This window comes from Pseudomonas lutea, assembly GCF_000759445.1.
Classification (GTDB): Bacteria; Pseudomonadota; Gammaproteobacteria; order Pseudomonadales; family Pseudomonadaceae; genus Aquipseudomonas; species Aquipseudomonas lutea.
In genome coordinates this window covers 312,183-338,161 of sequence record NZ_JRMB01000004.1, presented here as the reverse complement: position 1 = coordinate 338,161, position 25,979 = coordinate 312,183, and the positions used below count along the sequence as shown (strand labels likewise).

At 58.7% G+C, this 25,979-nt stretch carries 23 protein-coding genes; 15 read left to right on the top strand and 8 right to left on the bottom strand.

The window, feature by feature from the left end:
• Window positions 1-90: 90 nt before the first annotated feature.
• Together LT42_RS24280 and LT42_RS24275 are read right to left on the bottom strand one after the other, a co-directional pair.
• The gene (locus LT42_RS24280) at window positions 91-720 is read right to left on the bottom strand and encodes a response regulator (RefSeq protein ID WP_037019163.1); all 630 of its coding nucleotides are present in this window, start codon (window positions 718-720) and stop codon (window positions 91-93) included.
• Complete coding sequence (locus LT42_RS24275) at window positions 717-2,771, bottom strand: PAS domain-containing sensor histidine kinase (RefSeq protein WP_052075397.1); 2,055 nt, start codon at window positions 2,769-2,771, stop codon at window positions 717-719. The genes LT42_RS24280 and LT42_RS24275 overlap by 4 nt, the downstream gene beginning before the upstream one ends.
• A 157-nt stretch (window positions 2,772-2,928) precedes the next feature.
• Between LT42_RS24275 and LT42_RS24270 the strand changes: the two genes are divergently transcribed.
• Window positions 2,929-3,903: an alpha/beta hydrolase family protein gene (locus tag LT42_RS24270; protein WP_037019162.1), complete on the top strand. Its 975-nt coding sequence runs from the start codon at window positions 2,929-2,931 to the stop codon at window positions 3,901-3,903.
• A gap of 93 nt (window positions 3,904-3,996) precedes the next feature.
• Here the strand turns inward: LT42_RS24270 and LT42_RS24265 are convergent, their stop codons facing one another.
• Genes LT42_RS24265 through LT42_RS24255 form a run of 3 tightly spaced genes read right to left on the bottom strand, consistent with a single transcriptional unit; the run spans window position 3,997 to window position 6,504 of the window.
• Window positions 3,997-4,770: a DnaJ domain-containing protein gene (locus LT42_RS24265; protein WP_037019161.1), complete on the bottom strand. Its 774-nt coding sequence runs from the start codon at window positions 4,768-4,770 to the stop codon at window positions 3,997-3,999.
• Window positions 4,771-5,439 carry an N-acetylmuramate alpha-1-phosphate uridylyltransferase MurU gene (gene murU / locus LT42_RS24260; protein WP_037019160.1) on the bottom strand — a complete coding sequence of 223 codons (669 nt, stop codon included), beginning with the start codon at window positions 5,437-5,439 and terminating at the stop codon, window positions 4,771-4,773. It lies immediately after the preceding gene.
• A 36-nt stretch (window positions 5,440-5,475) separates the two neighbouring features.
• Window positions 5,476-6,504, bottom strand: coding sequence for an aminoglycoside phosphotransferase family protein (locus tag LT42_RS24255; protein ID WP_037019159.1), 1,029 nt, complete (start codon window positions 6,502-6,504; stop codon window positions 5,476-5,478).
• A 129-nt stretch (window positions 6,505-6,633) separates the two neighbouring features.
• Here LT42_RS24255 and LT42_RS24250 point away from each other — a divergent pair, with 129 nt between their 5' ends.
• The 11 genes from LT42_RS24250 (at window position 6,634) to LT42_RS24200 (ending at window position 20,714) form a co-directional block, all read left to right on the top strand.
• Window positions 6,634-9,417: an LPS-assembly protein LptD gene (locus LT42_RS24250; protein WP_037019158.1), complete on the top strand. Its 2,784-nt coding sequence runs from the start codon at window positions 6,634-6,636 to the stop codon at window positions 9,415-9,417.
• Complete coding sequence (locus LT42_RS24245; RefSeq protein ID WP_037019306.1) at window positions 9,398-10,720, top strand: peptidylprolyl isomerase; 1,323 nt, start codon at window positions 9,398-9,400, stop codon at window positions 10,718-10,720. The genes LT42_RS24250 and LT42_RS24245 overlap by 20 nt, the downstream gene beginning before the upstream one ends.
• The gene (gene pdxA, locus LT42_RS24240) at window positions 10,717-11,706 is read left to right on the top strand and encodes a 4-hydroxythreonine-4-phosphate dehydrogenase PdxA (protein ID WP_037019157.1); all 990 of its coding nucleotides are present in this window, start codon (window positions 10,717-10,719) and stop codon (window positions 11,704-11,706) included. The genes LT42_RS24245 and pdxA overlap by 4 nt, the downstream gene beginning before the upstream one ends.
• On the top strand, window positions 11,703-12,509 hold the full coding sequence (rsmA, locus tag LT42_RS24235) for a 16S rRNA (adenine(1518)-N(6)/adenine(1519)-N(6))-dimethyltransferase RsmA (RefSeq protein WP_037019154.1): 807 nt from the start codon (window positions 11,703-11,705) through the stop codon (window positions 12,507-12,509). The genes pdxA and rsmA overlap by 4 nt, the downstream gene beginning before the upstream one ends.
• A gap of 116 nt (window positions 12,510-12,625) precedes the next feature.
• Window positions 12,626-13,006, top strand: coding sequence for a Co2+/Mg2+ efflux protein ApaG (gene apaG, locus LT42_RS24230; protein ID WP_037019153.1), 381 nt, complete (start codon window positions 12,626-12,628; stop codon window positions 13,004-13,006).
• A complete protein-coding gene (locus LT42_RS24225; RefSeq protein WP_037019151.1) occupies window positions 13,006-13,881 on the top strand; it encodes a symmetrical bis(5'-nucleosyl)-tetraphosphatase in 876 nt (291 codons plus the stop codon). The genes apaG and LT42_RS24225 overlap by 1 nt, the downstream gene beginning before the upstream one ends.
• Window positions 13,882-13,935: 54 nt before the next feature.
• Entirely contained in the window at window positions 13,936-14,256 is a 321-nt protein-coding gene (gene glpE / locus LT42_RS24220; protein ID WP_037019149.1) for a thiosulfate sulfurtransferase GlpE, read from the top strand.
• 287 nt (window positions 14,257-14,543) lie between these two features.
• On the top strand, window positions 14,544-16,466 hold the full coding sequence (locus LT42_RS24215; protein ID WP_037019147.1) for a PrkA family serine protein kinase: 1,923 nt from the start codon (window positions 14,544-14,546) through the stop codon (window positions 16,464-16,466).
• A 118-nt stretch (window positions 16,467-16,584) separates the two neighbouring features.
• The gene (locus LT42_RS24210) at window positions 16,585-17,856 is read left to right on the top strand and encodes a YeaH/YhbH family protein (protein WP_037019145.1); all 1,272 of its coding nucleotides are present in this window, start codon (window positions 16,585-16,587) and stop codon (window positions 17,854-17,856) included.
• Window positions 17,853-19,415: a SpoVR family protein gene (locus LT42_RS24205; RefSeq protein WP_037019143.1), complete on the top strand. Its 1,563-nt coding sequence runs from the start codon at window positions 17,853-17,855 to the stop codon at window positions 19,413-19,415. Before LT42_RS24210 ends, LT42_RS24205 begins: the two co-directional genes overlap by 4 nt.
• Before the next feature lie 69 nt (window positions 19,416-19,484).
• Window positions 19,485-20,714, top strand: coding sequence for a multifunctional CCA addition/repair protein (locus LT42_RS24200; protein WP_037019141.1), 1,230 nt, complete (start codon window positions 19,485-19,487; stop codon window positions 20,712-20,714).
• A 48-nt stretch (window positions 20,715-20,762) separates the two neighbouring features.
• On the opposite strand, the gene folK is transcribed toward LT42_RS24200, so the two are convergent.
• Together folK and folB are read right to left on the bottom strand one after the other, a co-directional pair.
• Window positions 20,763-21,290: a 2-amino-4-hydroxy-6-hydroxymethyldihydropteridine diphosphokinase gene (folK, locus tag LT42_RS24195; protein ID WP_037019134.1), complete on the bottom strand. Its 528-nt coding sequence runs from the start codon at window positions 21,288-21,290 to the stop codon at window positions 20,763-20,765.
• Window positions 21,281-21,634 (bottom strand): dihydroneopterin aldolase, encoded by a 354-nt coding sequence (gene folB / locus LT42_RS24190; RefSeq protein ID WP_037019132.1) that lies wholly within the window; start codon window positions 21,632-21,634, stop codon window positions 21,281-21,283. The genes folK and folB overlap by 10 nt, the downstream gene beginning before the upstream one ends.
• 74 nt (window positions 21,635-21,708) lie before the next feature.
• On the opposite strand from folB, the gene plsY reads away from it, so the two are divergent.
• A complete protein-coding gene (gene plsY / locus LT42_RS24185) occupies window positions 21,709-22,278 on the top strand; it encodes a glycerol-3-phosphate 1-O-acyltransferase PlsY (RefSeq protein WP_037019130.1) in 570 nt (189 codons plus the stop codon).
• 44 nt (window positions 22,279-22,322) lie between these two features.
• Here the strand turns inward: plsY and tsaD are convergent, their stop codons facing one another.
• Window positions 22,323-23,348, bottom strand: a complete 1,026-nt coding sequence (gene tsaD / locus LT42_RS24180) for a tRNA (adenosine(37)-N6)-threonylcarbamoyltransferase complex transferase subunit TsaD (RefSeq protein WP_037019304.1) — start codon at window positions 23,346-23,348, stop codon at window positions 22,323-22,325.
• A gap of 196 nt (window positions 23,349-23,544) precedes the next feature.
• On the opposite strand from tsaD, the gene rpsU reads away from it, so the two are divergent.
• Window positions 23,545-23,760: a 30S ribosomal protein S21 gene (gene rpsU, locus LT42_RS24175; RefSeq protein ID WP_002551877.1), complete on the top strand. Its 216-nt coding sequence runs from the start codon at window positions 23,545-23,547 to the stop codon at window positions 23,758-23,760.
• Window positions 23,761-24,006: 246 nt separating this feature from the next.
• The gene (gene dnaG / locus LT42_RS24170) at window positions 24,007-25,974 is read left to right on the top strand and encodes a DNA primase (RefSeq protein WP_037019128.1); all 1,968 of its coding nucleotides are present in this window, start codon (window positions 24,007-24,009) and stop codon (window positions 25,972-25,974) included.
• The last annotated feature ends 5 nt before the right edge of the window (window positions 25,975-25,979 follow it).

Below are 25,979 nucleotides of genomic sequence, written 5' to 3'. Positions count from 1 at the left end.
ACAGGGGATTACGGTCAGTCTGTAGGGACGCACTTGTCGGCGAAGGGGTTATCGCAGGCGCCGGAGGAGGTCGTTTTCAGACCTCCGATCTCAAACCAGCTTGTGCTCCATCGCATACTTCACCAGCTCGGCCAGCGAAGTGATTTTCAGCTTCTGCATCAGACGCGCCTTGTGGGTGCTGATGGTTTTGCTGCTCAACGCCAGTTGTTGGGCGATGTCGTTGACATTGGCGCCTTGGGCCAGGCGTTCGAACACTGAAAACTCGCGCTCGGACAACAACGAATGCAAGGGCCGGTGGTCGGTGAGCCCGACCTCGAACACCATTCGGTCTGCCAGGTCCGGGTCGATGTATCGCCCTCCTGCGGCCACACGCCGGATCGCCGTCAGCAGCAAGGCCGGATCGCTGTCCTTGGTCGCGTATCCGGCGGCCCCGACCTTCAAGGCACGTGCAGCCATCTGCGCTTCATCGTGCATCGACAGCACCAGGATCGCAGGCGGGTTGTTCAACGCGCGAATCCTGGGAATCGCTTCGAGACCGTTGACGCCCGGCATCGAGATATCCAGAAGTACGACCTCGCAGGGTGTATGGCGTAAGGCGTCCAGCAGCTGCTCGCCATTGCTGGCCTCCCCGACCACTTGAAGGTCCTTCGCCAGGCCGATCAGCTGTTTGATCCCCTCGCGGACAATGGTGTGGTCTTCTGCAACCAATACGCGAATCAATGTACGTGCTCCTCAGCGACCGGTTCCAGCGGAATGTGGATGCGCAAGGTTGTGCCTTCTCCGGGCGAGGTGTCCAGATGCAATTGCCCGCCCATGATCAGCACCCGCTCGCGCATGCCCACCAGGCCGAATGAGACCGGACGCTCGGCGCGCTGATCGAAGCCCTTGCCGTCATCGGCGATGCTCATGCACAGCACGCCGTCGCTGAGCGTCAAATTCAGCTCGACCGTGTGCGCCTCTGCATGGCGCATGACGTTGGTCAGCGACTCCTGAAGAATGCGAAACAACCCGATGGCCGTTGCGTCTGGCAGGCTAGGCAGGTTGTCCGGCACCTGCACCAGACACGGGATCTGGGTACGCGCCTCGAAACGCCGCGCCTGCCATTCGATGGCCGAGGCGATGCCCGCATCAAGAATGGGGGGCCGCAGCGCGGTCGCTACGTCCCTTACCAACTGGAACAACTGCGCGATCAGGCGCTTCATGCTGTTCAACCGGTCGCGAAGGCCGGGGTCAAGATCGGCGTAGGCCAGTTCGCACATCGACGTTTCGAGCTTGAGCACGGTGAGCATCTGGCCCAGCTCGTCATGAACTTCACGGGCGATACGCGCCTTTTCCTCCTCGCGCACAGTCTCCAAATGCGCCGAGAGCTCGCGCAATTGCTCGGCCAGCACCTGCAAGCGTGCCTCGCTTTCCTGCAGCGCGGCCAGCGAACGGCGGCGTTCAGTGACGTCGGTGATGAACACCACCAGGTACTCGGCCTCACGAAAGCGCAAAAAGCTCAACGACACGTCGGCAGGGAGAATGCTGCCATCGGCGCGCACGCAATTGCTTTCAAAGTTCTGCGGCCCTTCGTCGCTGGAGCGCGCGGTTTTCCACAGGTTGAGCCAGCGGTCCATATTCAGGCCAGGCTCGAAATCGATCAGCGGCCGATCCACTACTCCACCCGATGCATAGCCCAACATGGCCTCAGCCGCCTGATTGGCATAACGCACATGGCTGTCCCAGTTGACCCAAAGAATGCCGACGGTGCTCTGATCGATGGAAAACTGCGCCAGGCGCAACGCCTCTTCGCCCGCCAGGCGTTTAGCGATGTCGTCGCGTGCAGCGAGCAGTTGTTGCTCGAGTTGCTGCTGTTGCTTGCGTTGCCAGAACACGATCGCGGCGCTGGCCATGAACAAGACCAACAGCAGCAACGCGATATTTTTCCACAGTCCTGGCGAGCCGCTTGCCTGAGGGTACTTCGGCTGCAGCCACTGCGTGTGCAATTGCTCAAGGTCCCGGGCGGGAATGGCACTTAACGCCTGGCTGATAATGTCGGCGAGCTGCGGCTCATCGCGCCGGGAGGCCACGCGTAGCAACTGCGGGAAACCGATGTCCCCGACCACGGCAAGCCCGGCAAACTCTGCCTCACGGGACAACCGACTGAGCTGCGCTTCATCAATGACGGCGTAGCGCGCCTGCTGGCTAAGCAGCAGCTGCAGCGCCTGACGCTCCAGCGGCACCCCCTGTAGATTGAGATGGGTGTAGTTGCTGCGCAGGTAATCAGCGGTGGGCCCGGGCATGCGCACGGCGACGCGGACCTGGGCATCGAGCTTTTCCAGATCGACGGTGCCGACACCGTCACGCTCGCCGACGATCAGTTGCGGCACTCGCATGTAAGGGTCGGAATACAGCCACATCCGCAGGCCGGCGGGTGTCTGCATCAGGCCCGGCGCAAAATCGATCTGCCCGTCGACGAGGGCTTTTTCGAGCTCGGCCTGATCGGCATAGCTGCGCCACAAAAGCTCGACCTGCAAGGTCTTTTCCATGAGGTTGATGAGGTCGACATTGGCGCCGGACAGCTGCTGGGCGCGACGGTCGAGCTGGGCATAGGGCGCCTGAAGCACAAGCCCGACGCGCAGGTGCCCCCTCTGTGTCAGCCAGTCCCGCTGAACGTTGCTTAACGGGTCCGCCTGGCTGCCCGACGAGGCGGCAAAGGTGGAAGTCGACAGCGCGATGAGCAGCAAACCCATCAAGAGCGCGCACGTATCGCCGATAACCCGAAGGCACATCGCATGGATTTTCAAACCATCGCTTCCATATTCCCCGAACCCCATGCCGATCATGCGCTGTGCCGGCCGCTCGTACAGGAGCACCGATTGCCTGGCCTGACAAATTGCCGTCAACCCATTAGTCTGCCGGAACAGTTTCCGGTCTTTGGAATATCCGATGCCCTACACCTTTCGCGCAATATTTCCTGCGCTGTGCCTGACGCTGATACTACCTTGCTCACAGCTCGTGATGGCCGCGGACCCAGCGCCGGACAAAGACGCAAAACCCGCCGACGCGCCGGTGGAACGGGCGGCTTTGCCGTCGCGCAGTGAGGAAGACACGCTGGCGCTGGAGCGTCAGGTGCCGCCAGTGGAGCAGCAGCAGTTGCAAGCCGGCGATGAGGCGTTTCTGGCGTTATGGAAACCGGCAAACATCGCAGAACCCAAAGGGGCGGTGATTATTGTTCCTGGTGCCGATGAATCAGCGGACTGGCCAAATGCAGTAGGCCCTCTGCGACGTAAGCTGCCGGACGTCGGGTGGTCCAGCCTCAGCCTGAGCATGCCGGACGCTCACAACGACGGGATTTTCGCGCGCGCAGCGGAGGCTCCGGCTACCCCGTCTACGGGTGACAAACCCAAAGATGCAGCCGTAAAAGCGCCCGACCCAGCGGCCGTCGCTGAGGCGGATGCCGCTGCAGCCGCTGAACAGGCCGCGGCTCAGGCAGACCAGGCAAAAGCCAATGCCGAGAAAATTTTCGCCCGGATCGACAGTGCCATTGCGTTCGCCCAACAGAACAAGGCCCGCAGCATTGTCCTCCTTGGCCACGGCAGCGGCGCGTACTGGGCGGCGCGCTACATGAGCGAGCGGCCCTCGCCAGCGGTTCAACGCCTGGTCATGATCACGGCCGTCGATACCGGCAAGGAAGCGCCACCGCTGGTGGACTTGCTGACAACGCTAAAAGTCCCGACGGCCGACTTCGTCAACAAGGACCGCTCCGTCCCGCGCCAGCAAGCCCAGGACCGACTGGACACCAGCAAGCGAAACAAAAATGCACGCTTCACCCAGGTGGCGTTGAGCGCCATTCCAGGCAACCCGGCGATGGAGCAAGATCAGCTGTTCCGCCGTGTTCGAGGCTGGCTGGAAGCTCAGTGACATCGATCCCGCGCTACGTGCCTCGGGTTTGGGCTGTAAAGGCGACAGGCCTGCGCGAGCAGGCCCACCCTCGAAGACTCGGTAATGACGGGGTCAACGAAACCCGCGTCGGTCCCTGATCAACGCATAAGCGTGGTGCAGCTCGCGGGTTTTTTCAGTGGCGTCACGCACCTGAATCTGGTTGGCGCCGCTGCCGGCGATTTTGTCAGGGTGGTGACGGCTGAGCAGTCGACGATAGGCACGTTTGATCTGCGCCGGGTCGGCGTCGGCCTTCACGCCCAGCAACCGCAACGCATCCTGAAATTCGCCGCCACTGCTGGCGGGCGCACCGCGGGACCGTTGTGCGTCTTCGGTCGATGACAATCCTTCGACCTTGTCTGCCCCCCAACCCAGCCACTGCCCCCATTGCACGATCAACCCACGTTCTGCACGCGATGCCTTTCCATCTGCCCATGCCATACGCCAGCAGGCTCGCAACAACCCTTCGGCGGCATGCGGCTGAGGCTTGAGACGCGTCAGGTGCACCCGCAAGTTGTCGCGCCCGTCCTTGCCTCGGTTGAAGGCCTGAATAGCCCGACGCTGAGCCGTCTCGCTGAGGTCCAGCCGGCGCATCTCCACGCGCGCCTGCTGGATATGGGCGTCCAATACACGGCCATCGCTCTTGGCCAAGCGACCCAGCAGTATGAAAATCAGCTCGTCATCGCGGGGCACAGTGCGGCCATTGGCACGCTCGCGCATCTCGGCCCAGCTTCGAAAATTCAGTCGACGATCAAGCGCCTGGCCCAGCAGAGCCCCCAGCATGGCGCCGGGAATGCTGGCGACCAGGTACCCAACGCCACCGCCGACGACCGTGAATGGCCACAGCATCTAGGATTTCACCGACAGCATCTGTTCGACTTCTGCCAGGCGTTCGTGGGTGCCGACATCCACCCACCGCCCGACAAAATGCTCACCGGTAACCAACCCCTTGGCCATGGCGTCGCGCAGCAAGGGCGCCAGCTTGAACGCGCCGTCAGCACAGCCCGCGAAGAGCTGCGGGTGCAGCACCGCGATCCCGCTGTAGGTCAGACGCGGTTGAGCGGCGGTGTCCTGCACCCGACCGTCGATCAGCGCGAAATCGCCATTGGGGTGATGCGGCGGGTTGTCCACCAGCACCAGATGGGCCAGCCCGCTGATTGGCTTGGTCAGGCGACTGAAATCGAAGTCGGTCCAGATATCGCCGTTGACCACCAGAAATGGCTCATCGCCCAACTGCGGTAACGCGCGGTAGATCCCGCCCCCTGTCTCCAGCGGTTCGCCTTCGGCGGAATAACAGACACTGAGCCCCCACTCACGGCCGTCGGCCACATGGGCTTCGATCTGCTGGCCCAACCACGCATGGTTGATGACAACGTCTGCGAAACCCGCCGAGCGGATGGCCCGCAGGTGATATTCAATTAATGGAACACCGCCGGCACGCACCAGCGGTTTGGGCGTGTGCAGAGTCAGCGGGCGCAGGCGCTCGCCTTTGCCTGCCGCCAGAATCATCGCTTTCATGCCGCCCTCTTCAAGACAATCTTCAATTACAGTCCCTTATACGACAGCATCTTTTTTTGCCTGCCCCAGACTGGTCAGCAGGTTACTCAGCTCGACCAGTTCAGGTCGTCGTGCCAACACCGCTTCTATATAAGAGAAGAAGCGCGGCACATCGGCGAGATAGCGTGGTTTGCCATCACGATGGCAAATGCGGGCGAATATACCGATCACCTTCAAGTGCCGCTGCACACCTATCAAATCACTCGCACGATGAAATTCATTGAAATCATCCTGCACCGGGATGCCCGCCGCAGCGGCCTGTTCCCAATACCGCTTAAGCCAGCCGGCTACACGATCTTCCGGCCAGCTCAGGAAAGCATCCTTGAACAGACAGGTGATGTCGTAGGTGACAGGACCATACACGGCGTCCTGGAAATCCAGCACGCCAGGGTTCGGTTCGCTGAGCATCAAATTGCGCGGCATGTAATCACGGTGTACCAAGACCTTAGGCTGGGCCAGCGCGCTGTCGATCAACAGGTCGCTGACCGCTTGCCAGCTGGCCTGCTGCGCCGGGTCGAACTCGACGCCCAGGTGACGCTTGACGTACCACTCCGGAAACAGCTCCAGCTCGCGCCGCAACAGCGCCACGTCATAGCTGGGCAACGGCGCGTCCATCGGCAGTTGCTGGTAGGCAAGCAGCGCATGGATGGCATCGTCGAACAACGCATCGGCGTTCTTCTCGTGGATGACGTCCAGATAGGTCTGACGACCCAAGTCATTCAACAAAAGGAAACCCTGATTCAGGTCTTCGGCATAAATTTTCGGAACATTAATGCCCGAGCTGCTCAATAAATGAGCGATCTCGACGAAGGGTTTGCAGTTTTCCTGGGGAGGCGGCGCGTCCATCACAATAAAAGTTCGGCCCTCACCCTCCCAACGAAAATAGCGTCGGAAGCTGGCGTCGCTACTGGCGGCAGTCAACGTGGCCGGGGGGATCGCCCCCCAGCCTTGCGCCTCAAATAAACTCGGCAGCTGCTCATCGAGCCAAACTTTCAGGTGTTGCAGGCGTACATCTTGATCTGGCATTGCAAGGGTCTCCGACGGCGCTAGCCGTCAAGCGGGTCATGCTTTATTATCCGACATCTTTTTCAGCCCATCGAGAGGCGTGCGGCCCCCCCGCGGGCAGATGGCGCGCAGGAAGCCCGGACTAATAAGATGGCATTGAAATCCCCCGCGTTTCGTAAAAAATTTCCGTTGCTCGTAACCGGCAGTCTGCTGGCGATGCAACCTCTGGCCGTCCCGTACGTGGTTGCCGCCGAACAGTATGACTGCTCGGTGTCTGCAACAGGTGCATGGGATTGCTCTCCGAAAACCAACGCAGCCCAGTTGCCTCCGCGCCCCGTGCACGACGCCAACAGTGTTTCGTCCAACAGCAGCACGGCAGGCGGCGCTCAAACGACCACCACCTCCGATGGCGAAGTCGTGCCCAAAACGATGCTGGTCACCGAGGCCAAAGGCCGTGGCCTGAAATCGCGCAGCGCCGATTACAGCCACCTCGACTGGGTTCCCCGCGAAAAGCTGACCGCAGCCCAATTGGCTGAGACCGGTCCTTACTGCTCGGGTGCGTACATCGAACCGATCCGTCCGGGCATGGACGACAAGACACCCAAGAGCGACGCACCGACTTTCATCGGCGCCAAGGCTTCGCGGTATCAGCAGGAAGAACAGGTCGCGACCCTGGCCGGTGACGTTGTCATGCGTCAGGGCAGCATGCAGGTCGAGGCTGACGAAGCCAGCCTGCATCAGGCCGAAAACCGTGGCGAGCTGAACGGCGATGTCCGTCTGCGCGACAACGGCGCACTGATTGTCGGCGACCACGCCGAAGTCCAGCTCGACACCGGCGAGGCGAAAGTCGACAACGCCGAGTACGTGCTGCACAAGAACAACGTGCGCGGTAATGCGCTGTACGCTCGTCGTGCCGAGAACGCGATCATCCGCTTGAAGGACGGCACGTACACCACATGCGAACCGAACAGCAACGCGTGGACGGTCAAGGGCAACAACATCACCCTGAACCCGGCCACCGGTTTCGGTACGGCCACCAACGCCACCCTGCGCGTCCACGACATTCCTGTCCTGTACACGCCTTACATCTATTTCCCGATCGACGATCGTCGCCAGTCAGGCTTCCTGCCGCCAACTTTCGGCACCAGCAGTGACACCGGCTTCTCGTTGCTCACTCCGTACTACTTCAACCTGGCGCCGAACTACGACGCCACGTTGTACCCGACCTACATGGCCAAGCGCGGCCTGTTGCTGGAAGGCGAGTTCCGTTACCTGACCAAAACCAGCGAAGGTCAGTTCGGTGCGGCCTACCTCAACGACGATGATGACGATCGCAAGCAGCAGTCGGATTACAAAGACACTCGCTGGCTGATCAACTGGCAGGACCGCAGTGGTCTGGATTCTCGCCTGACCAGCAAGATCGACTACACCAAGGTCAGTGATCCGTACTACTTCCGTGACCTGAAGAGTGGTCAGGAAGGGGTATCGAACCAAGATTTCTTGAACCAGCAAGGCGCTCTCTATTACCGCGGAGACAACTACACTGCGACGCTTAACGCTCAGCAGTATCAGCTGACCACCATTACTCAAATTACGCCGTATGCACGTCTTCCACAGCTGACGTTGACCGGTACTCTTCCTTACCATCCGGAAGGTTTTCAATTTGATTACGACACTGAGCTTGTTCGGTTTGATCGAGACTTGAGAACCGGAAACTTCGTTGACGAAGACGGCATCCCATCTCGGCGTCTCGATCAAAACGTCTCGGGGTTGGCTCGCGCCAACGGTGATCGCCTCAACATTGCGCCCTCTATTAGCCTGCCCCTGACAGCAAGCTACGGCTACGTGACGCCCAAGCTCAAGTATGTCTACACCCAGTACGATCTAGATTTAGATGCACAGGGCAAACGCACTCTACTGGCTGATGAGACCTATCACAGCAGCGAAAACCGAGCGGTCCCGATCTTCAACGTGGACAGCGGCCTGTACTTTGATCGCAACACCAACTGGTTCGGCAAGGATTATCGCCAGACCCTGGAGCCACGGCTGTATTACCTTTACGTGCCTGAGAAAGATCAGAACGACATTCCGATCTTCGACAGTGCGGAAACAACTTTCAACTACGCCTCCCTGTTCCGTGACAACCGTTTCGTCGGCTCCGACCGAATTGGCGACGAGAACAAGCTGTCGTTGGGCGTGACCAACCGCTGGATCGAAGAAAACGGCTTTGAACGTCAACGCTTCAGCATTGGCCAAGCCGTGTATTTCGCTGATCGCAAGGTGCAGCTGCCAGGCATCAGTTATGAAGACCGCAAGGACGCCCAGTCCGACGTGTCTCCGTACGCGCTCGAATATGAATACCGCTTTAACCGCGACTGGCGTGCATCGTCCGACTTCAACTGGGACCCGGACAGCCGCAGCACGCGCTCCGGCAGTGCGATGCTCCACTACCAGCCTGAAGACGAGCCTGGCAAGATCATCAACGCCGGGTACCGCTATCGTAATGACCAAGTTCGCTACGATCAAACTACTGGCCGATGGACAGTGGGCGGTGGCAACGCAGTGCTTCCGGACGGATCAGTCATCAAGGACTACTACAAAATCCAGCAACATGATTTTTCGGTTATTTGGCCTGTGGCACCTCAATGGAGCGCTATCGCACGCTGGCAGTTCGATTACAACCGTGATCGCACCCTTGAGGCCTTCGGCGGCTTCGAATACGACAACTGTTGCTGGAAGTTGCGCCTGATCAATCGCTATTGGGTTGACTACGACGAAACGACGCAAGAGGTTGCACAGAACGAAAAAGGCGACCGCGGCGTCTTCCTACAAATCGTGTTGAAGGGACTTGGCGGCGTAGTTGGCCAGAAAGTTGAAAGCTTCCTCGACAAAGGCATCCAAGGTTATCGTGAACGTGAAGACCAAGCTTTCTGATTGTCTGCGCCCGCTGATGCTGGGCGCGCTGCTCATGGGCACCGTGGCGCACGCTGAAGTGCGCACCATCGACAAGGTAGTTGCCATCGTCGACAACGACGTGGTCATGCAAAGCCAACTCGACCAGCGTACCCGTGAAGTTCAGCAAACCATTGCCAAGCGCGGCCAGGGCGTTCCGCCTGCAAGCGCGCTTGAATCTCAGGTTCTGGATCGTCTGATTCTGGAGAACCTGCAGATTCAGATCGGCGAACGCTCCGGCATTCGCATCAGCGATGAAGAGTTGAACCAGGCGGTTGCCACCATTGCTCAGCGCAACAATATGAGCGTTGAGCAGTTCAAGGCCGCTCTGACGCACGACGGGCTGTCCTACACCAGCGCGCGGGAGCAGATTCGCCGGGAAATGATCATCAGCCGTGTGCGTCAGCGCCGCGTCGCCGAGCGCATTCAGGTCTCGGAGCAGGAAGTTAAAAACTTCCTCGCTTCCGACATGGGCAAGGCTCAGTTCTCCGAAGAGTTTCACCTGGCCAACATCTTGATCCCGACGCCGGACAGTGCGACGTCGGATCAAATACAGGCTGCGGCAGCTAAAGCCAAAGACCTCTACGGCAAACTGCAACAGGGTGCGAACTTCGAGCAGATGGCGATTGCGTCGTCGGCCAGTGAAAGTGCTCTGGACGGTGGTGACATGGGCTGGCGGAAAGCTGCTCAGCTGCCGCCTCCGTTCGGCGACATGCTCTCGTCGATGCGTCCAGGTGAGGTCACTCCCCCTGCACGTACTCCAGGCGGCTTCATCATTCTCAAGCTGCTGGAAAAACGCGGCGGCGAAACTCAGACCCAGATGCGCGACGAGGTTCACGTCCGTCACATTCTGATCAAGCCAAGCGAAATCCGCAGTCCAGCCGAGACAAAGCTGCTGGCGCAACGTATCTACGATCGCATCCAGAATGGCGAAGACTTCGGCGAATTGGCGAAGAGCTTCTCTGAAGATCCGGGCTCGGCGCTCAACGGCGGCGACATGAACTGGGTAGACCCACGTTCGCTGGTGCCGGAGTTCCGCGACGTGATGAACGAAACCGCTCAGGGTGTTGTGTCCAAGCCGTTCGAAACTCAATTCGGCTGGCACGTCCTGGAAGTCCTTGGCCGTCGCTCGACGGACAGCACCAGTCAGGCTCGCGAGCAACAGGCGATGACCGTCCTGCGTAACCGCAAATACGACGAAGAGCTGCAAACCTGGCTGCGCCAGATCCGTGATGAAGCCTATGTCGAGATCAAGCTCCCCGGAGCTGACCAGGCTGCCAAGTGAAACCTCAGCGTTTCGCACTGACACCCGGCGAGCCCGCTGGCATTGGTCCTGACCTCTGCCTGCTGCTCGCCGCACAGCCTCAGCCCTACCCCCTGATTGCTATCACCAGCTGCGACCTGCTCACCGAGCGGGCCGCGCAGCTGGGTGTGGCTGTCAGCCTGCTTCCTGTGACCCCTGATGCCTGGCCTGACCTTCCTGCTCCCGCTGGAAGCCTGTACGTGTGGGACACTCCCACCCAAACGTCGGTCAAGGCAGGTCAGCTGGATAAAGCCAACGGTGCTTTCGTACTCGAAACGCTTACCCGGGCGGGCCGCGGCTGCATGGACGGACACTTCGCTGGCATGATTACCGCACCCGTGCACAAGGGCGTGATCAATGACAGCGGGATTGCCTTTTCTGGGCATACCGAATTCCTGGCCGAGCTCACGCACACCGAACAAGTCGTAATGATGCTGGCAACCGGTGATCTGCGGGTTGCACTGGTGACCACTCACCTGCCCCTGCGTGACGTGGCCGATGCGATCACCGTTGAACGGCTTGAACGCGTGACCCGCATTCTGCACGCCGACCTGGCCGGCAAATTCGGCATTGCTCGCCCGCGTATCCTGGTCTGCGGTCTGAATCCGCATGCCGGCGAGAGCGGCCACCTGGGCCGCGAAGAAATCGACATCATCGAACCCACTCTGGAGCGTCTGCGCAGCGAGGGCATGGATTTACGTGGTCCGCTGCCCGCCGATACGCTTTTCACCCCTAAATATCTGGAGCACTGCGACGCAGTGCTGGCGATGTACCACGACCAGGGCCTGCCCGTGCTGAAGTACAAAGGCTTCGGCGCCGCCGTCAATATCACGCTGGGCCTGCCGATCATTCGTACCTCCGTGGATCACGGCACTGCGCTGGATCTGGCAGGCACTGGCAAGATTGACACTGGCAGCCTCAGGGTCGCGCTGGAAACCGCCTACCAGATGGCCGAGACCCATTCATGAATGAGCAATACCAACACAAGGCGCGCAAGCGTTTTGGTCAGAATTTCCTGCATGACGCGGGCGTGATCGACAAGATCCTGCGCTCCATCCGCGCCAAGGCAGAAGACCGCATGCTGGAAATTGGCCCGGGACAAGGCGCCTTGACCGAGGGCCTGCTGGGTAGCGGCGCGCAACTGGACGTCGTTGAGCTGGACAAGGACCTGGTGCCCATCCTGATGCATCAGTTCGGCAGTCAGCCGAATTTCAGCCTGCATCAGGGCGACGCGCTCAAGTTCGACTTCACCAGTCTGAACGCGGCGCCCAACAGCCTGCGCGTCGTCGGCAACCTGCCCTACAACATCTCCACCCCACTGATCTTCCACCTGCTGCAAAACGCTCATCTGATCCGCGACATGCATTTCATGCTGCAGAAAGAAGTAGTCGAGCGTCTGGCGGCGGGTCCGGGTGGCGGTGATTGGGGTCGTCTTTCGATCATGGTGCAATACCACTGCCGGGTCGAGCATCTGTTCAATGTCGGGCCTGGTGCGTTCAACCCGCCACCGAAAGTCGACTCGGCCATCGTGCGACTGGTGCCGCATGAAACCCTGCCCCATCCGGCCAAGGATCACCGGGTGCTGGAGCGCATCGTCCGCGAAGCCTTCAACCAGCGCCGCAAGACCCTGCGCAATACGCTGAAAGCCTTGCTGACCAGCGAGGAAATCACCGAAGCCGGTGTCGACGGGAGCCTGCGTCCTGAACAGCTGGACCTGGCAGCCTTTGTGCGTCTGGCCGACAAACTCAGCGAAAAACCTGCCGAAGCCTGACCTTCCCTGGACATGTCCGGTCAAAGCCTCATCGTCGGTTACCCGTGACTTGTCCTAGACTGACTTACAACCGGGTTACCTCCGGCATTTCCGCTTCCGTTTCCAAGGCCTCTTGCATGTCTGATTCTCGTTACCAGGTCGACGTAAGCGTCGAGACCCGTTTCCTAGCAGAACAATCGCAGCCTGAGCAGAACCGCTTCGCTTTTGCCTACACCATCACCGTGCGCAACACCGGCACCGTGTCAGCCAAGCTGCTGTCGCGTCACTGGGTGATTACCGACGGTGACGGCCAGGTCGAAGAAATTCGCGGTGATGGCGTCGTAGGGCAGCAGCCAGTGATTGCGCCAGGCCAGAGCCACACCTACACCAGCGGCACTGTGATGACCACGAAAGTGGGCAACATGCAGGGCGCCTATCAGATGCTGGCGGATGACGGTCACCGCTTCGACGCCATCATTGCCCCCTTTCGTCTTGCCGTGCCCGGGGCGCTTCACTGATGGCGGTTTACGCCGTGGGCGACCTGCAAGGCTGCCTGGAGCCGTTGAAGTGCCTGCTTGAGCGTGTCGCGTTCGAACCTGGCAAAGACACCCTCTGGCTGGTGGGCGACCTGGTCAACCGTGGCCCGCAGTCGCTGGAAACGCTGCGCTATCTGTATGCGATGCGCGACTCGATCGTGTGCGTGCTTGGCAATCATGACCTGCATCTGCTCGCAGCAGGTCGCAACATCGAACGACTGAAAAAAGGCGACACCCTGGGCGAGATACTCGAAGCGCCGGACGCCGTTGTGTTGCTCGACTGGTTGCGCCAACAAAAACTGATGCATTACGACGCTGATCGGGACATTGCATTGGTGCACGCCGGCATCCCGCCGCAGTGGACCCTGAAAAAGGCGATGCGCTGCGCGGAAGAGGTCGAGGAAGCATTGCGCGATGACAATCGGTTCGAGCCTTTCCTTGATGGCATGTACGGCAACGAACCTGCCAAGTGGGACAAAGACCTGCAAGGCGTCACCCGGCTGCGCGTCATCACCAATTACTTCACGCGCATGCGCTTCTGCACCAGCGACGGCAAGCTCGATCTCAAGAGCAAGGAAGGGCTCGACAGTGCGCCAGCAGGCTACGCGCCGTGGTTTACGCACAAGGAGCGCAAAACCAAAGGGCTGAGTATCATTTTCGGTCACTGGGCGGCCCTTGAAGGTCGATGTGACGAGCCTGGCGTATACGCACTCGATACCGGTTGCGTCTGGGGTGGCGCAATGACGCTGATGAATGTCGACACTCGGGCATTGATCCGGTGCGAATGCGATGAGCGCGGTAATTCAAAGACGCCCGCCCCTGTTATATCAGCAACTGAGCCAACACCGCCGCAGTAACTTTTTCCTACGTTCTCGACCGTTCGAGGACCCAACGGCCCAGGAGCCCGAGCCATGACCGACTTCAAACGCATCTCACCCGAACAAGTCCATGCCCTGCGCGAGAATGGCGCTGTGCTGGTAGACGTGCGCGATGCGCAGACCTATGCCACCCATCACATCCCGGGGTCGCACCACCTCGATAATCATTCCATCGCCGACTTCATCCAGCAGGCTGATCTGGACAAACCGTTGGTCGTACTTTGCTACCACGGCAACTCCAGTCAGAGCGCAGCCGCCTATCTTGCAGGCCAGGGCTTCTCTGAGGTCTACAGCATGGACGGCGGGTTTGAGCTGTGGAAAAACCAATTTCCGTACGAAACCGCTCAAGGCTGAATCGTAAAAATATTTGCCAGGCGCTATCCCGCGTCCTACGCGGGCTCGCGCCCTGATCTGACGAACGGGTACTCCCTGTTCATGTGGATCGCTTCTTTCTGTGCCCGAATCCGAACTACTCTTAGCCTCAGGCCATCCGAATCAGGGGAGAGCCGGTACACCGGCGCGCGGGTCATCGGTCGCTACTTTTATGGTGTTTGGGGGGTAATGGGAGCCGAGTGATCGGCGTCCATCCAGCATCAACTGACGATCCGCCGCCGGCTCCACGTATCGAGCGAGGTGACGTCATGAGTATTTTTAGCCACTTCCAACAACGCTTTGAATCGACACGGCAGGAAGAGCTCTCGCTGCAGGAGTATCTTGAGCTCTGCAAAACCGATCGCAGTGCATACGCGTCCGCGGCAGAACGTTTGCTCATGGCCATCGGCGAGCCTGAATTGTTCGACACGTCGACCAACTCCAGGTTATCCAGGATCTTCTCCAACAAGGTGATTCGGCGCTATCCGGCGTTCGAGGACTTTCACGGCATGGAGGACTGCATCGAGCAAATCGTGTCGTACTTCCGTCATGCCGCGCAGGGCCTGGAAGAGAAAAAGCAGATCCTTTACCTGCTTGGCCCGGTGGGCGGCGGCAAATCGTCCCTGGCCGAAAAACTCAAACAGCTCGTTGAAAAAATACCTTTCTATGCCATCAAGGGCTCCCCGGTTTTCGAATCGCCCCTGGGCCTGTTCAAACCTGGCGAAGACGGGACGATCCTCGAAGAGGACTACGGCATCCCGCGCCGCTATCTGAATACCATCATGTCGCCCTGGGCGACCAAACGTCTGGCAGAGTTTGGCGGAGATATCAGCCAGTTCAAGGTGGTCAAGCTCTACCCTTCCATTCTCAACCAAATTGCCGTCGCCAAGACCGAGCCCGGTGACGAAAACAACCAGGACATATCGGCGCTTGTGGGTAAAGTTGATATCCGCAAGCTTGAAGAGTACCCACAGAACGACGCTGATGCTTACAGCTACTCGGGCGCACTGTGCCGGGCCAACCAAGGCTTGATGGAATTTGTGGAGATGTTCAAGGCGCCCATCAAGGTGCTTCATCCACTACTAACGGCCACTCAGGAAGGCAATTACAACAGTACCGAAGGGCTCGGCGCGATTCCGTTCACCGGCATATTGCTGGCCCACTCCAATGAGTCGGAATGGCACAGTTTCCGTAACAACAAGAACAACGAAGCGTTTATCGACCGGATTTACATCGTCAAAGTACCGTACTGCCTGCGCGTCAGTGACGAGATCAAGATCTACGATAAATTGCTATTCAACAGTTCGCTGGCCAAGGCGCACTGTGCTCCCGACACGCTGAAGATGCTGGCGCAATTTACGGTACTGTCACGTCTTAAGGAGCCGGACAACTCCAACATCTATTCGAAGATGAGGGTGTACGACGGCGAAAACCTCAAAGACACCGATCCTAAAGCCAAATCGATTCAGGAATACCGCGACAGCGCTGGCGTCGACGAGGGCATGAATGGTCTTTCGACCCGATTCGCGTTCAAGATCCTCTCGAAGGTATTCAACTTCGACCCTCACGAAATCGCTGCCAACCCGGTTCACTTGCTGTACGTTCTGGAGCAACAGATCGAACAGGAGCAATTCCAGGCGGAAACCCGCGAGCGCTATTTGCGATTCCTCAAAGAGTATCTGGCGCCGCGCTACATCGAGTTCATCGGCAAAGAAATACAGACTGCCTACCTCGAGTCTTACAGCGAGTACGGCCAGAACATCTTTGATCGCTACGTTTTGTACGCGGACTTCTGGATTCAGGATCAGGAATACCGCGATCCGGAAACGGGCGAGATCCTCAACCGCATCGCGCTGAATGAAGAATTGGAGAAAATCGAAAAACCGGCTGGCATCAGTAACCCGAAAGACTTCCGCAACGAGATCGTCAACTTCGTGCTGCGTGCCCGTGCGAATAACAATGGCAAAAATCCAACCTGGCTGAGCTACGAGAAGCTGCGGGTGGTGATCGAGAAGAAGATGTTCTCCAACACCGAGGACTTGCTGCCCGTCATCAGCTTCAACGCCAAGGCCAGCAAGGAGGACCAGCAAAAACACAACGATTTCGTCACACGAATGGTCGAGCGGGGCTATACCGACAAGCAGGTACGGCTACTTTCTGAATGGTACCTACGGGTCCGGAAATCGCAGTAAGGCAGCTGCAAGCGTCAAGCGACAAGCTGCAAGAAAAAAGCACGTCAAATCTGATATTCAGAGTACTGCTTCGACTTGCAGCTTGAAGCTCACAACTTGAAGCTCCCCGGAGGGGCCTATGAGCTATGTGATCGACCGACGTCTCAATGGCAAGAACAAGAGCACGGTAAATCGGCAGCGCTTTTTGCGTCGTTACCGTGATCACATCAAGAAAGCAGTCGAAGAAGCCGTTAGCCGGCGCTCAATCACCGACATGGAGCACGGTGAGCAGATCAGTATTCCGGGCCGGGATATAGACGAACCGGTTCTGCACCATGGCCGTGGCGGCAAGCAAACGGTTGTGCATCCGGGAAACAAGGAATTCACCACAGGAGAGCACATCGCACGCCCCCAAGGTGGCGGCGGTGGCAAAGGACCAGGCAAAGCGGGCAATTCCGGCGAAGGCATGGATGAGTTTGTGTTTCAGATCACTCAGGAAGAGTTTCTGGAGTTCATGTTCGAAGACCTGGAACTGCCTAATCTGGTCAAACGTAACCTCACGGGCACCGACACGTTCAAGACCGTTCGCGCAGGCATCAGCAACGAAGGCAATCCATCGCGCATCAACATCATTCGAACGCTACGCTCGGCACACGCCCGGCGTATCGCGTTGTCCGGCAGCAGCCGGGCGAAACTCCGACAAGTGCTGGCTGAGCTGGACCGTTTGAAGATTGAAGAGCCCGATAACTTCGGCGACATCCAGGAACTGGAAATCGAAGCTGAAAAACTTCAGGCGCGTATCCGTCGGGTGCCTTACCTCGACACTTTTGACCTCAAATACAATCTATTGGTCAAACAACCCAATCCCAGCTCCAAAGCGGTGATGTTCTGCCTGATGGATGTTTCCGGGTCCATGACCCAGGCAACCAAGGACATCGCCAAACGCTTCTTCATCCTGCTCTATCTATTCCTCAAGCGTAACTACGACAAAATCGAAGTGGTCTTCATCCGGCACCACACCAGCGCGCGGGAAGTCGATGAGGAAGAGTTTTTCTATTCGCGGGAAACCGGCGGCACTATCGTTTCAAGCGCCTTGAAACTCATGCAAGAGATCATGGCCGAGCGTTACCCCACCAACGAATGGAACATCTACGCGGCGCAGGCATCGGACGGCGATAACTGGAACGATGATTCGCCCATCTGCCGCGACATCCTGATCAAACAGATCATGCCTTTCGTGCAGTACTACACCTATGTCGAAATCACGCCGCGCGAACATCAGGCGCTGTGGTTTGAATACGAGCGCATCGGCGAAGCGTTTGCCGACACGTTCGCCCAGCAGCAGCTGGTCTCTGCCGGTGATATCTATCCGGTGTTCCGTGAACTCTTCCAGCGCAGGTTAGTGACATGACCGCTAGAGAGCAGAAGCGCCAACCCCTTTCCACGGGTTCAGAATGGACGTTCGAACTGATCCAGGCCTACGACCGGGAGATCAGTCGCATCGCTGAACGTTACGCGCTGGACACTTACCCCAACCAGATTGAAGTCATCACTGCCGAGCAGATGATGGACGCGTATGCATCCGTTGGCATGCCCTTGGGCTATCACCACTGGTCCTACGGCAAACACTTCCTCAGCACCGAAAAGTCCTATTCCCGGGGTCAGATGGGCCTGGCGTATGAGATCGTCATCAATTCAGATCCGTGTATCGCCTATCTGATGGAAGAGAATACGATCTGTATGCAGGCACTGGTCGTCGCGCACGCCTGCTACGGGCACAACAGCTTCTTCAAGGGCAACTACCTGTTCCGCACCTGGACCGACGCCAGCTCGATCATTGATTACCTTGTTTTTGCCAAGCAATACATCATGCAGTGCGAAGAACGCCATGGCATCGACGCTGTAGAGGACCTGCTGGACTCTTGCCACGCCCTGATGAATTACGGAGTTGACCGATACAAACGGCCCTACCCGATATCGGCGGAAGAAGAGCGCCGGCGCATGGCCGACAGAGAAGAACATCTGCAGAAACAGATCAACGATCTGTGGCGAACCATTCCAAAGAGCGCAAGCAAGAGCGACAAGGAAGACTACTCCCGCTTCCCGGCCGAGCCGCAGGAAAACATTCTCTACTTCATTGAAAAGCACGCGCCGTTACTGGAGCCATGGCAGCGCGAAGTGGTGCGCATCGTGCGCAAGATCGCGCAGTACTTTTATCCCCAACGTCAGACCCAGGTCATGAACGAAGGTTGGGCGACGTTCTGGCACTACACCCTGATAAACGATCTGTACGATGAAGGTCTGGTGACTGACGGCTTCATGCTCGAATTCCTGACATCCCACACCAGCGTGGTCTTTCAGCCGGGGTTCGACAGTCCCTACTACAGCGGCATCAATCCCTACACATTAGGCTTCGCCATGTATCAGGACATTCGGCGGATGTGCGAGCACCCAACCGAAGAGGACTATCACTGGTTCCCCGATCTCGCAGGCACCGACTGGCTCACGGCGGTGAAATTTGCGATGAGTAGCTTCAAGGACGAGAGCTTCATCCTGCAATACTTGTCACCCAAGGTTATCCGCGATCTGAAACTGTTCAGCATTCTGGACGATGACCAGAAGGACGATCTGCTGGTGCCCGCCATCCATGACGAACCCGGCTACAAGATCATTCGTGAAACCCTCGCTGCGCAATACAACCTCGGCAATCGCGAACCCAATGTGCAGATCTACAGCATCGACCGTCGCGGCGATCGCTCGCTGACCCTGCGCCATCAACAACACGACCGCAAACCCTTGGGAGATTCCACGGACGAGGTGTTGAAACATCTGCACCGGCTGTGGGGTTTCGACATCCACCTGGAGACGCTGCAAGGCGATCAGGTCATGAAAGTCCACCACGTGCCACCGAGAAGCGAACACGCTGACAGTGAATATCCCCGGCTGGATATGGCGGTCGTCCACTTATAACCCATGAGTGTTTCAGCCTCCGCGATCGCGACTTAAGGTTTATCCTGTCGCCCTCACGGAGGCTTTTTTATGCAGATTTATAAAGTTGGCGGCGCGGTTCGCGATCGCCTGCTTGGCAAGCCGGTCACCGATGTCGACTGGGTGGTAGTAGGCGCGTCGACCGAGGAAATGCTGGTCAAGGGCTATCGCCCAGTAGGGACGGATTTTCCGGTGTTCCTGCACCCGCTTACCGGCGAGGAATATGCCTTGGCGCGCACCGAGCGCAAGACGGGCAAAGGCTATGGCGGCTTCGTCTTTCACGCTGATCCCGACGTCACGCTAGAGCAGGATCTGATCCGCAGAGACCTGACCATCAATGCGATTGCGGAAGACAAGAATGGCCAATTGACTGACCCTTATCACGGGCAGCAGGATTTGGAAGCAAAGGTTTTGCGTCACGTTTCACCGGCGTTCGCCGAAGATCCCTTACGCGTTCTGCGCGTCGCTCGCTTCGCCGCGCGTTATGCCGCAGACGGTTTCACCATCGCGCCACAGACTCTGGAATTGATGCGCCAATTGAGCGAATCAGGCGAGCTTCAGGCGCTGACTCCCGAGCGCAGCTGGAAGGAAATCTCCCGGGCACTCATGGAAAACGAACCCCAGGTGTTCATCGAGGTGTTACAAGCGTGCGGTGCTCTGACCGTGCTGATGCCTGAGATCGACGCACTGTTCGGCGTGCCACAACCCGAAGCGCACCACCCGGAAATCGACACCGGCGCCCATGTCCTCAGCGTGTTACGTCAATGTGCCGTACACCATCAGCCGCTGAGCGTTCGTTGGGCGTGCTTGCTGCACGACGTAGGAAAAGGGCTCACGCCGCCAGAGGAATGGCCCTCCCACATCGGCCATGAACACACGGGACTCAAAGCGATCAAGGCAGTGAATCTGCGCTTCAAGGTGCCGAGGGACTGTCAGGAACTGGCGTTACTGGTTGGCGAATTTCATACCCATGGCCACCGGGCTCTGGAACTCAAGCCCTCGGCATTACTGGATCTGCTGCAGAGTTTTGACATCTACCGTCGCCCCCAACGGTTCGAGGAGTTCATTGCCGCCTGCGAAATGGACGCACGTGGGCGCAAGGGCTTTGAAGACCGCACCTATCCGCAGGCCGAATACCTGCGCGGCGCTGCCGCAGCGGCGCGCCAGGTTGCAGCCCAACCGCTGCTGGAGAAGGGTTATCAGGGTCTGCAGCTGGGTGAGGCGCTTAAGCGCGAGCGACTGGACACATTGAAGGTGTACAAGGCGTCCTATCAACATTAGGTGAGCGGGTCGCCTGATTGGCAACCCCTGCGCGTCTTGACTGCCCCGTTAAACGGAAGCGAGCAGCGCCGGCGGCGTCAGTGGCTCGCCCCGCCATTCAAAGGCAACCGGCCAAAGCTTCTGATCGATGTTCGCGTCAGCCCACAGCCGGGCGAACGACACACCGGCTTCGGGGTGCAGACGCTGCGGCGCGATCAGGGACAGCGGCCATAATACGAACGCGTTCTTGAGAATTTCGGCGCGCGGCAAGATCAAACCATCGAAGTTGCCGACCTGATCATCGAAGAGCAGCACGTCGATATCCAGCGGCAACCCCTTGCGATCAGGCGCATAACGACCGTTGTCGGCTTCGATGAATTTCAACCGGCGATCCAGCTCCATGAGGGGCAAATTCGTCAGCGCCGAGACCACCAGATTTATAAACGGCCCGCTCTTGATGCCCACAGGATGGCTTTCAAACACCGGAGAGCAGGTCATGTCGAGGAGGAAGTCTGCAAGCGCATCAAGTCCCGCGCCCAAGTTTCGCTCTCGGTCGATGTTGCTGCCCAGCCCCAGAAACACCCGTGTCAGCGGCATCCGCGCTCGATCTCCACGCCAACGCCCTTCGCCGCAGGTACGGCCCCTGGCTTGGTCAACTTGAGGCGCAGCCAGGGAATCCCGAATTCACTCATCAGCACGTGCGCCAGCCGCTCGGCAAAGGTCTCGACCAACTGGAACTGAGAGGCTTCGGCAAATGCCTGGATCCGCGCTGACACGCTCGCGTAGTCGAGCGCCTTGCTCAGGTCATCATCAGCCGCAGCAGGTCGATTGTCCCAGGCAAAGCTCAGGTCCAGACGCAGGCACTGGCGAATGCCACGCTCCCAGTCGTAGGCGCCGATGACGGTATCGACCTCCAGACCCTCAATGAAAACTATGTCCAAGCCTGTCTCTCCGCTGCACGACAAGGGCGCAATGCGCCGTTAGAATCAGGGCAAACTCGCCCGGAATGGTTAGCATGTTTTGGTTACTGGCGGTCCTCGCCTACCTGCTCGGTTCGCTGTCCTTTGCCATCCTGCTTAGCCGCATAACCGGTCGCCCGGACCCGCGCGCCAGTGGTTCGGGTAACGCCGGCGCCACCAACATGCTGCGCCTGGCGGGTAAAAAACTCGCCGTACTGACCCTGATCGGCGATGTTTGCAAGGGGATGATCCCGGTGCTGATCGCCAGTGGACTGGGCCTGGATCCACGCCTGCAGGCCTGGGTCGGACTGTGCGCAGTCCTGGGTCATCTATTCCCACTGTATTTTCGATTTCGTGGCGGCAAGGGCGTGGCCACAGCCGCCGGCATGTTACTCGCCCTGTATCCGCCAGCCGCCCTGCTCGCCGTTGGCGCCTGGCTGCTGACCTTTTACCTGACCCGCACCAGCTCACTGGCATCGCTGATTGCCACGCCTCTGACGCTGCCTCTTCTGGCATGGCAGGAACCCCACGCGTTGCTACCGATGAGTGTGTTGACCTTGCTCATCGTCTGGCGGCATCGGGGGAATCTACGCGACCTGTTTGCCGGGCGCGAACGGCATTTTTGATTGATCGCCCGTAAAAATCTGCAGGGTTGCGGTGCGGCTCGCTGTCAAAGCCCGGGAAGTTGCTCCATCGGCCAGCGCGCCTGCACCGAGATGCTTAGACCTTCCTTCTGCCCGGCCTGCAAACGCTGACACCCGGCAAACGCGATCATGGCGCCGTTGTCAGTACAAAACTCAGGTCGCGCGTAGTAGACGTTCCCGCCCACACCATCGAGCATCTGCTCCAGTGACTGGCGCAACGCTTTGTTCGCGCTCACACCACCGGCGATGACCAGCCGCTTGAGCCCGGTCTGCTTGAGCGCGCGTTTGCACTTGATGGTCAAAGTGTCCACCACCGCCTGCTGGAAGGCCAGCGAGATGTCGCAACGGGTTTGCTCGCTGTCGTCCCCAGCGCTCTGGCATTGCTGCCAGGTGTTGAGCGAGAACGTCTTAAGACCGCTGAAGCTGAAATCCAGCCCCGGGCGATCCGTCATCGGACGCGGAAAAAGGAACCGTCCTGCTATGCCGGATTGCGCCAGGCGCGAGATTTCAGGACCGCCAGGGTAATTCAGGCCCATCATCTTTGCCGTTTTGTCGAAGGCTTCGCCCGCGGCATCGTCCAGCGTCTCGCCGAGCAGCTCATACAAGCCGATGCCATCGACGCGAACGAGCTGGGTGTGACCACCCGATACCAACAAAGCGACGAACGGGAATTGAGGCGGATTCTCTTCCAGCATGGGTGCCAGCAAGTGCCCTTCCATGTGGTGGACGCCCAGTGCCGGGATGTCCCAGGCGAACGCCAATGCCTGGGCGCATGAAGCACCTACCAGCAGCGCGCCGACCAGGCCGGGACCGGCGGTATAAGCGATGGCATCGATCTCGGTCACGGCGCAGTCTGCCTCCGCCAACACCTGACGGATCAAGGGCAGCATGCGTTTTACGTGATCGCGGGAGGCGAGCTCAGGTACCACACCACCATAGAGGCGATGCAGGTCGATCTGGCTGAATAAGGCATCGGCAAGCAGCCCGCGATCGCTGTCGTACAGCGCAACGCCGGTCTCATCGCAGGAAGTTTCCATTCCCAGTACTAGCATGGGGTACGCCTTGTGGGGGCTGAATTCGAAGGCGCGCATAATAGTCGCCGCTCATGCCTGCGACCAGTGCTTTTCGATCAGAGGCTTTGCATTCCGCGAAGCAAGGGGTTAACATCCGCAACCCTTAAAAACCGACGTACTTAGTGCAAGCGTTGCAGTAAGCGTTGACCCCGGTAATGAATGAAGGTAGCTCTGGATGCCAGCCGTCAAAGTTAAAGAGAACGAACCCTTCGACGTAGCTCTGCGTCGTTTCAAGCGCTCCTGCGAAAAAGCCGGTGTTCTGGCTGAAGTTCGTAGCCGCGAATTTTACGAGAAGCCGACTTCTGAGCGTAAGCGTAAGGCAGCAGCTGCTGTTAAGCGTCACGCCAAGAAAGTTCAGCGCGAACAGCGCCGCGCCGTTCGTCTGTATTAATACAGACGTCTGACGCAAGCTTCTGCCTTGCCCGGCCCTCAAAGCCGGGCTGTCGGCAGTTGCAGGTTTAGCCTCAAGCAACACAGACAGAGGCTGTTGACGCCGCAGATGCGACCGAGACAAACCCCGTCGATTTCTTCCAGCCTGATTCAGGCCGCGTTGACCCGTCTACACTGACCAAGCAACCGTCGTTACGGTTTGGATTCGCCACGATTTTCTGGCGGGGCGCCTGATGATGAGAACGCCATGGCCGGACTGATTCCCCAAGGTTTTATTGATGACCTCCTGAACCGCACCGACATCGTCGACGTTGTCAGCTCACGCGTTCAATTAAAAAAAACCGGCAAGAACTTCAGTGCCTGCTGTCCTTTCCATAAAGAGAAGACACCTTCGTTCAGCGTCAGCCCGGACAAACAGTTCTATTACTGCTTCGGCTGTGGCGCGGGTGGCAACGCCCTCGGCTTCATCATGGATCACGACAACCTGGATTTTCCTCAGGCAGTCGAGGACCTGGCCAAAGCCGCCGGCATGGAAGTACCTCGCGAGCAGGGCGTCAAAGGCCAAAAGCCACGACAGCCGACAGACTCGCCGCTCTACCCTTTATTGACAGCCGCCGCCGAGTTTTACCGGGCAGCGCTTAAAAGCCATCCCACGCGCAAGTCTGCCGTGGAGTACCTCAAAGGCCGTGGCCTGTCAGGAGAAATAGCCCGCGACTTCGGGCTGGGTTATGCCCCTCCTGGCTGGGACAACCTCTACAAGCACCTAAGCAGCGATACCCTTCAGCAGAAGGCGATGATCGATGCCGGTTTGCTGATCGAAAATGCCGAAACCGGCAAACGCTACGACCGATTTCGCGACCGTGTGATGTTTCCTATTCGGGACAGTCGCGGCCGCGTCATCGCATTTGGCGGACGGGTGCTGGGTGACGACAAGCCCAAATACCTGAACTCTCCTGAAACCCCGGTGTTTCATAAAGGTCAGGAGTTGTACGGTTTATTCGAGGCTCGCAAATTTAATCGTAACCTGGACGAGATTATCGTCGTCGAAGGCTACATGGACGTCATCGCACTGGCCCAACAAGGCTTGCGCAATGCCGTGGCAACCCTGGGAACAGCCACCAGCGAAGAGCATCTGAAGCGGCTGTTTCGCGTAGTACCCAACGTTTTGTTTTGTTTCGACGGTGACCAGGCAGGCCGAAACGCTGCTTGGCGCGCTCTGGAAGCAACGCTACCAGGGCTGCAGGATGGCCGACGCGCAAGGTTTCTGTTTCTGCCTGAGGGTGAAGACCCTGACACGCTGGTGCGCGCCGAAGGCACCGATGCGTTCAGGGCGAGAATCAACCAGCACGCGCAACCGCTGGCTGATTACTTTTTTGAACAGCTGACGAAAGAAGCCGATCCGCGCTCACTGGAAGGCAAGGCGCACATGGTGACCTTGGCCGCGCCACTGATCGAAAAAGTGCCGGGAGCCAACCTGCGCGAGCTGATGCGCCGGCGCTTGAAAGAGATCACGGGCCTCGACACTGCCGCGGTCAATCAGCTGATGCAGTCCGCCCCCGCGGAAACACAGCCCAGCTACGATCCGGGCTTCGATTACGATGCGGTGCCTGATTACGACGATTACCAGCAACACGACTATCAAGCGCAGCAGGAGTGGACGCCAGGCGCGCCGGGCGGCCAGCAAAAGAAGTGGGATAAAAAGCCGTGGGACAAGGGCAAAAAATGGGACAAGGGCGGCAAGCGTCCCGATTTTGAACCCAGAGGACCACGGACACCTGCGACGGTCGAGCCGCCGGCATTGACGGCCCTTAGGACGTTACTCCATCACCCCGAGCTATCGGCACAAGTTGCCAATGCCAGTACGTTTGCCGATGAAGAGAATGTGTATTCGCAGCTTTTGGTAGCTTTGATCGACGCTACGCAGAAAAATCCGAAGCTGCGGTCGATGCAATTGATAGCCCGCTGGCACGGCACCGAACAAGGGAAGCTGCTGCGTCAGTTGGCAGAAAAGGAATGGCTGATCTCGGCCGATAACCTTGAACAACAGTTTTTCGACACTATAACTAGCTTGTCGGCCCGCCAACGCGAGCGACACCTGGAACAATTGATCAGGAAAGAAAGGCAGTCAGGCCTGAGCGCCGAAGAAAAAGTTCAGCTGCTCAGCCTGTTAAATCGCAATGTTACTGCACAAACCCCGACCTCAACTGGCGTGTGAGGTCC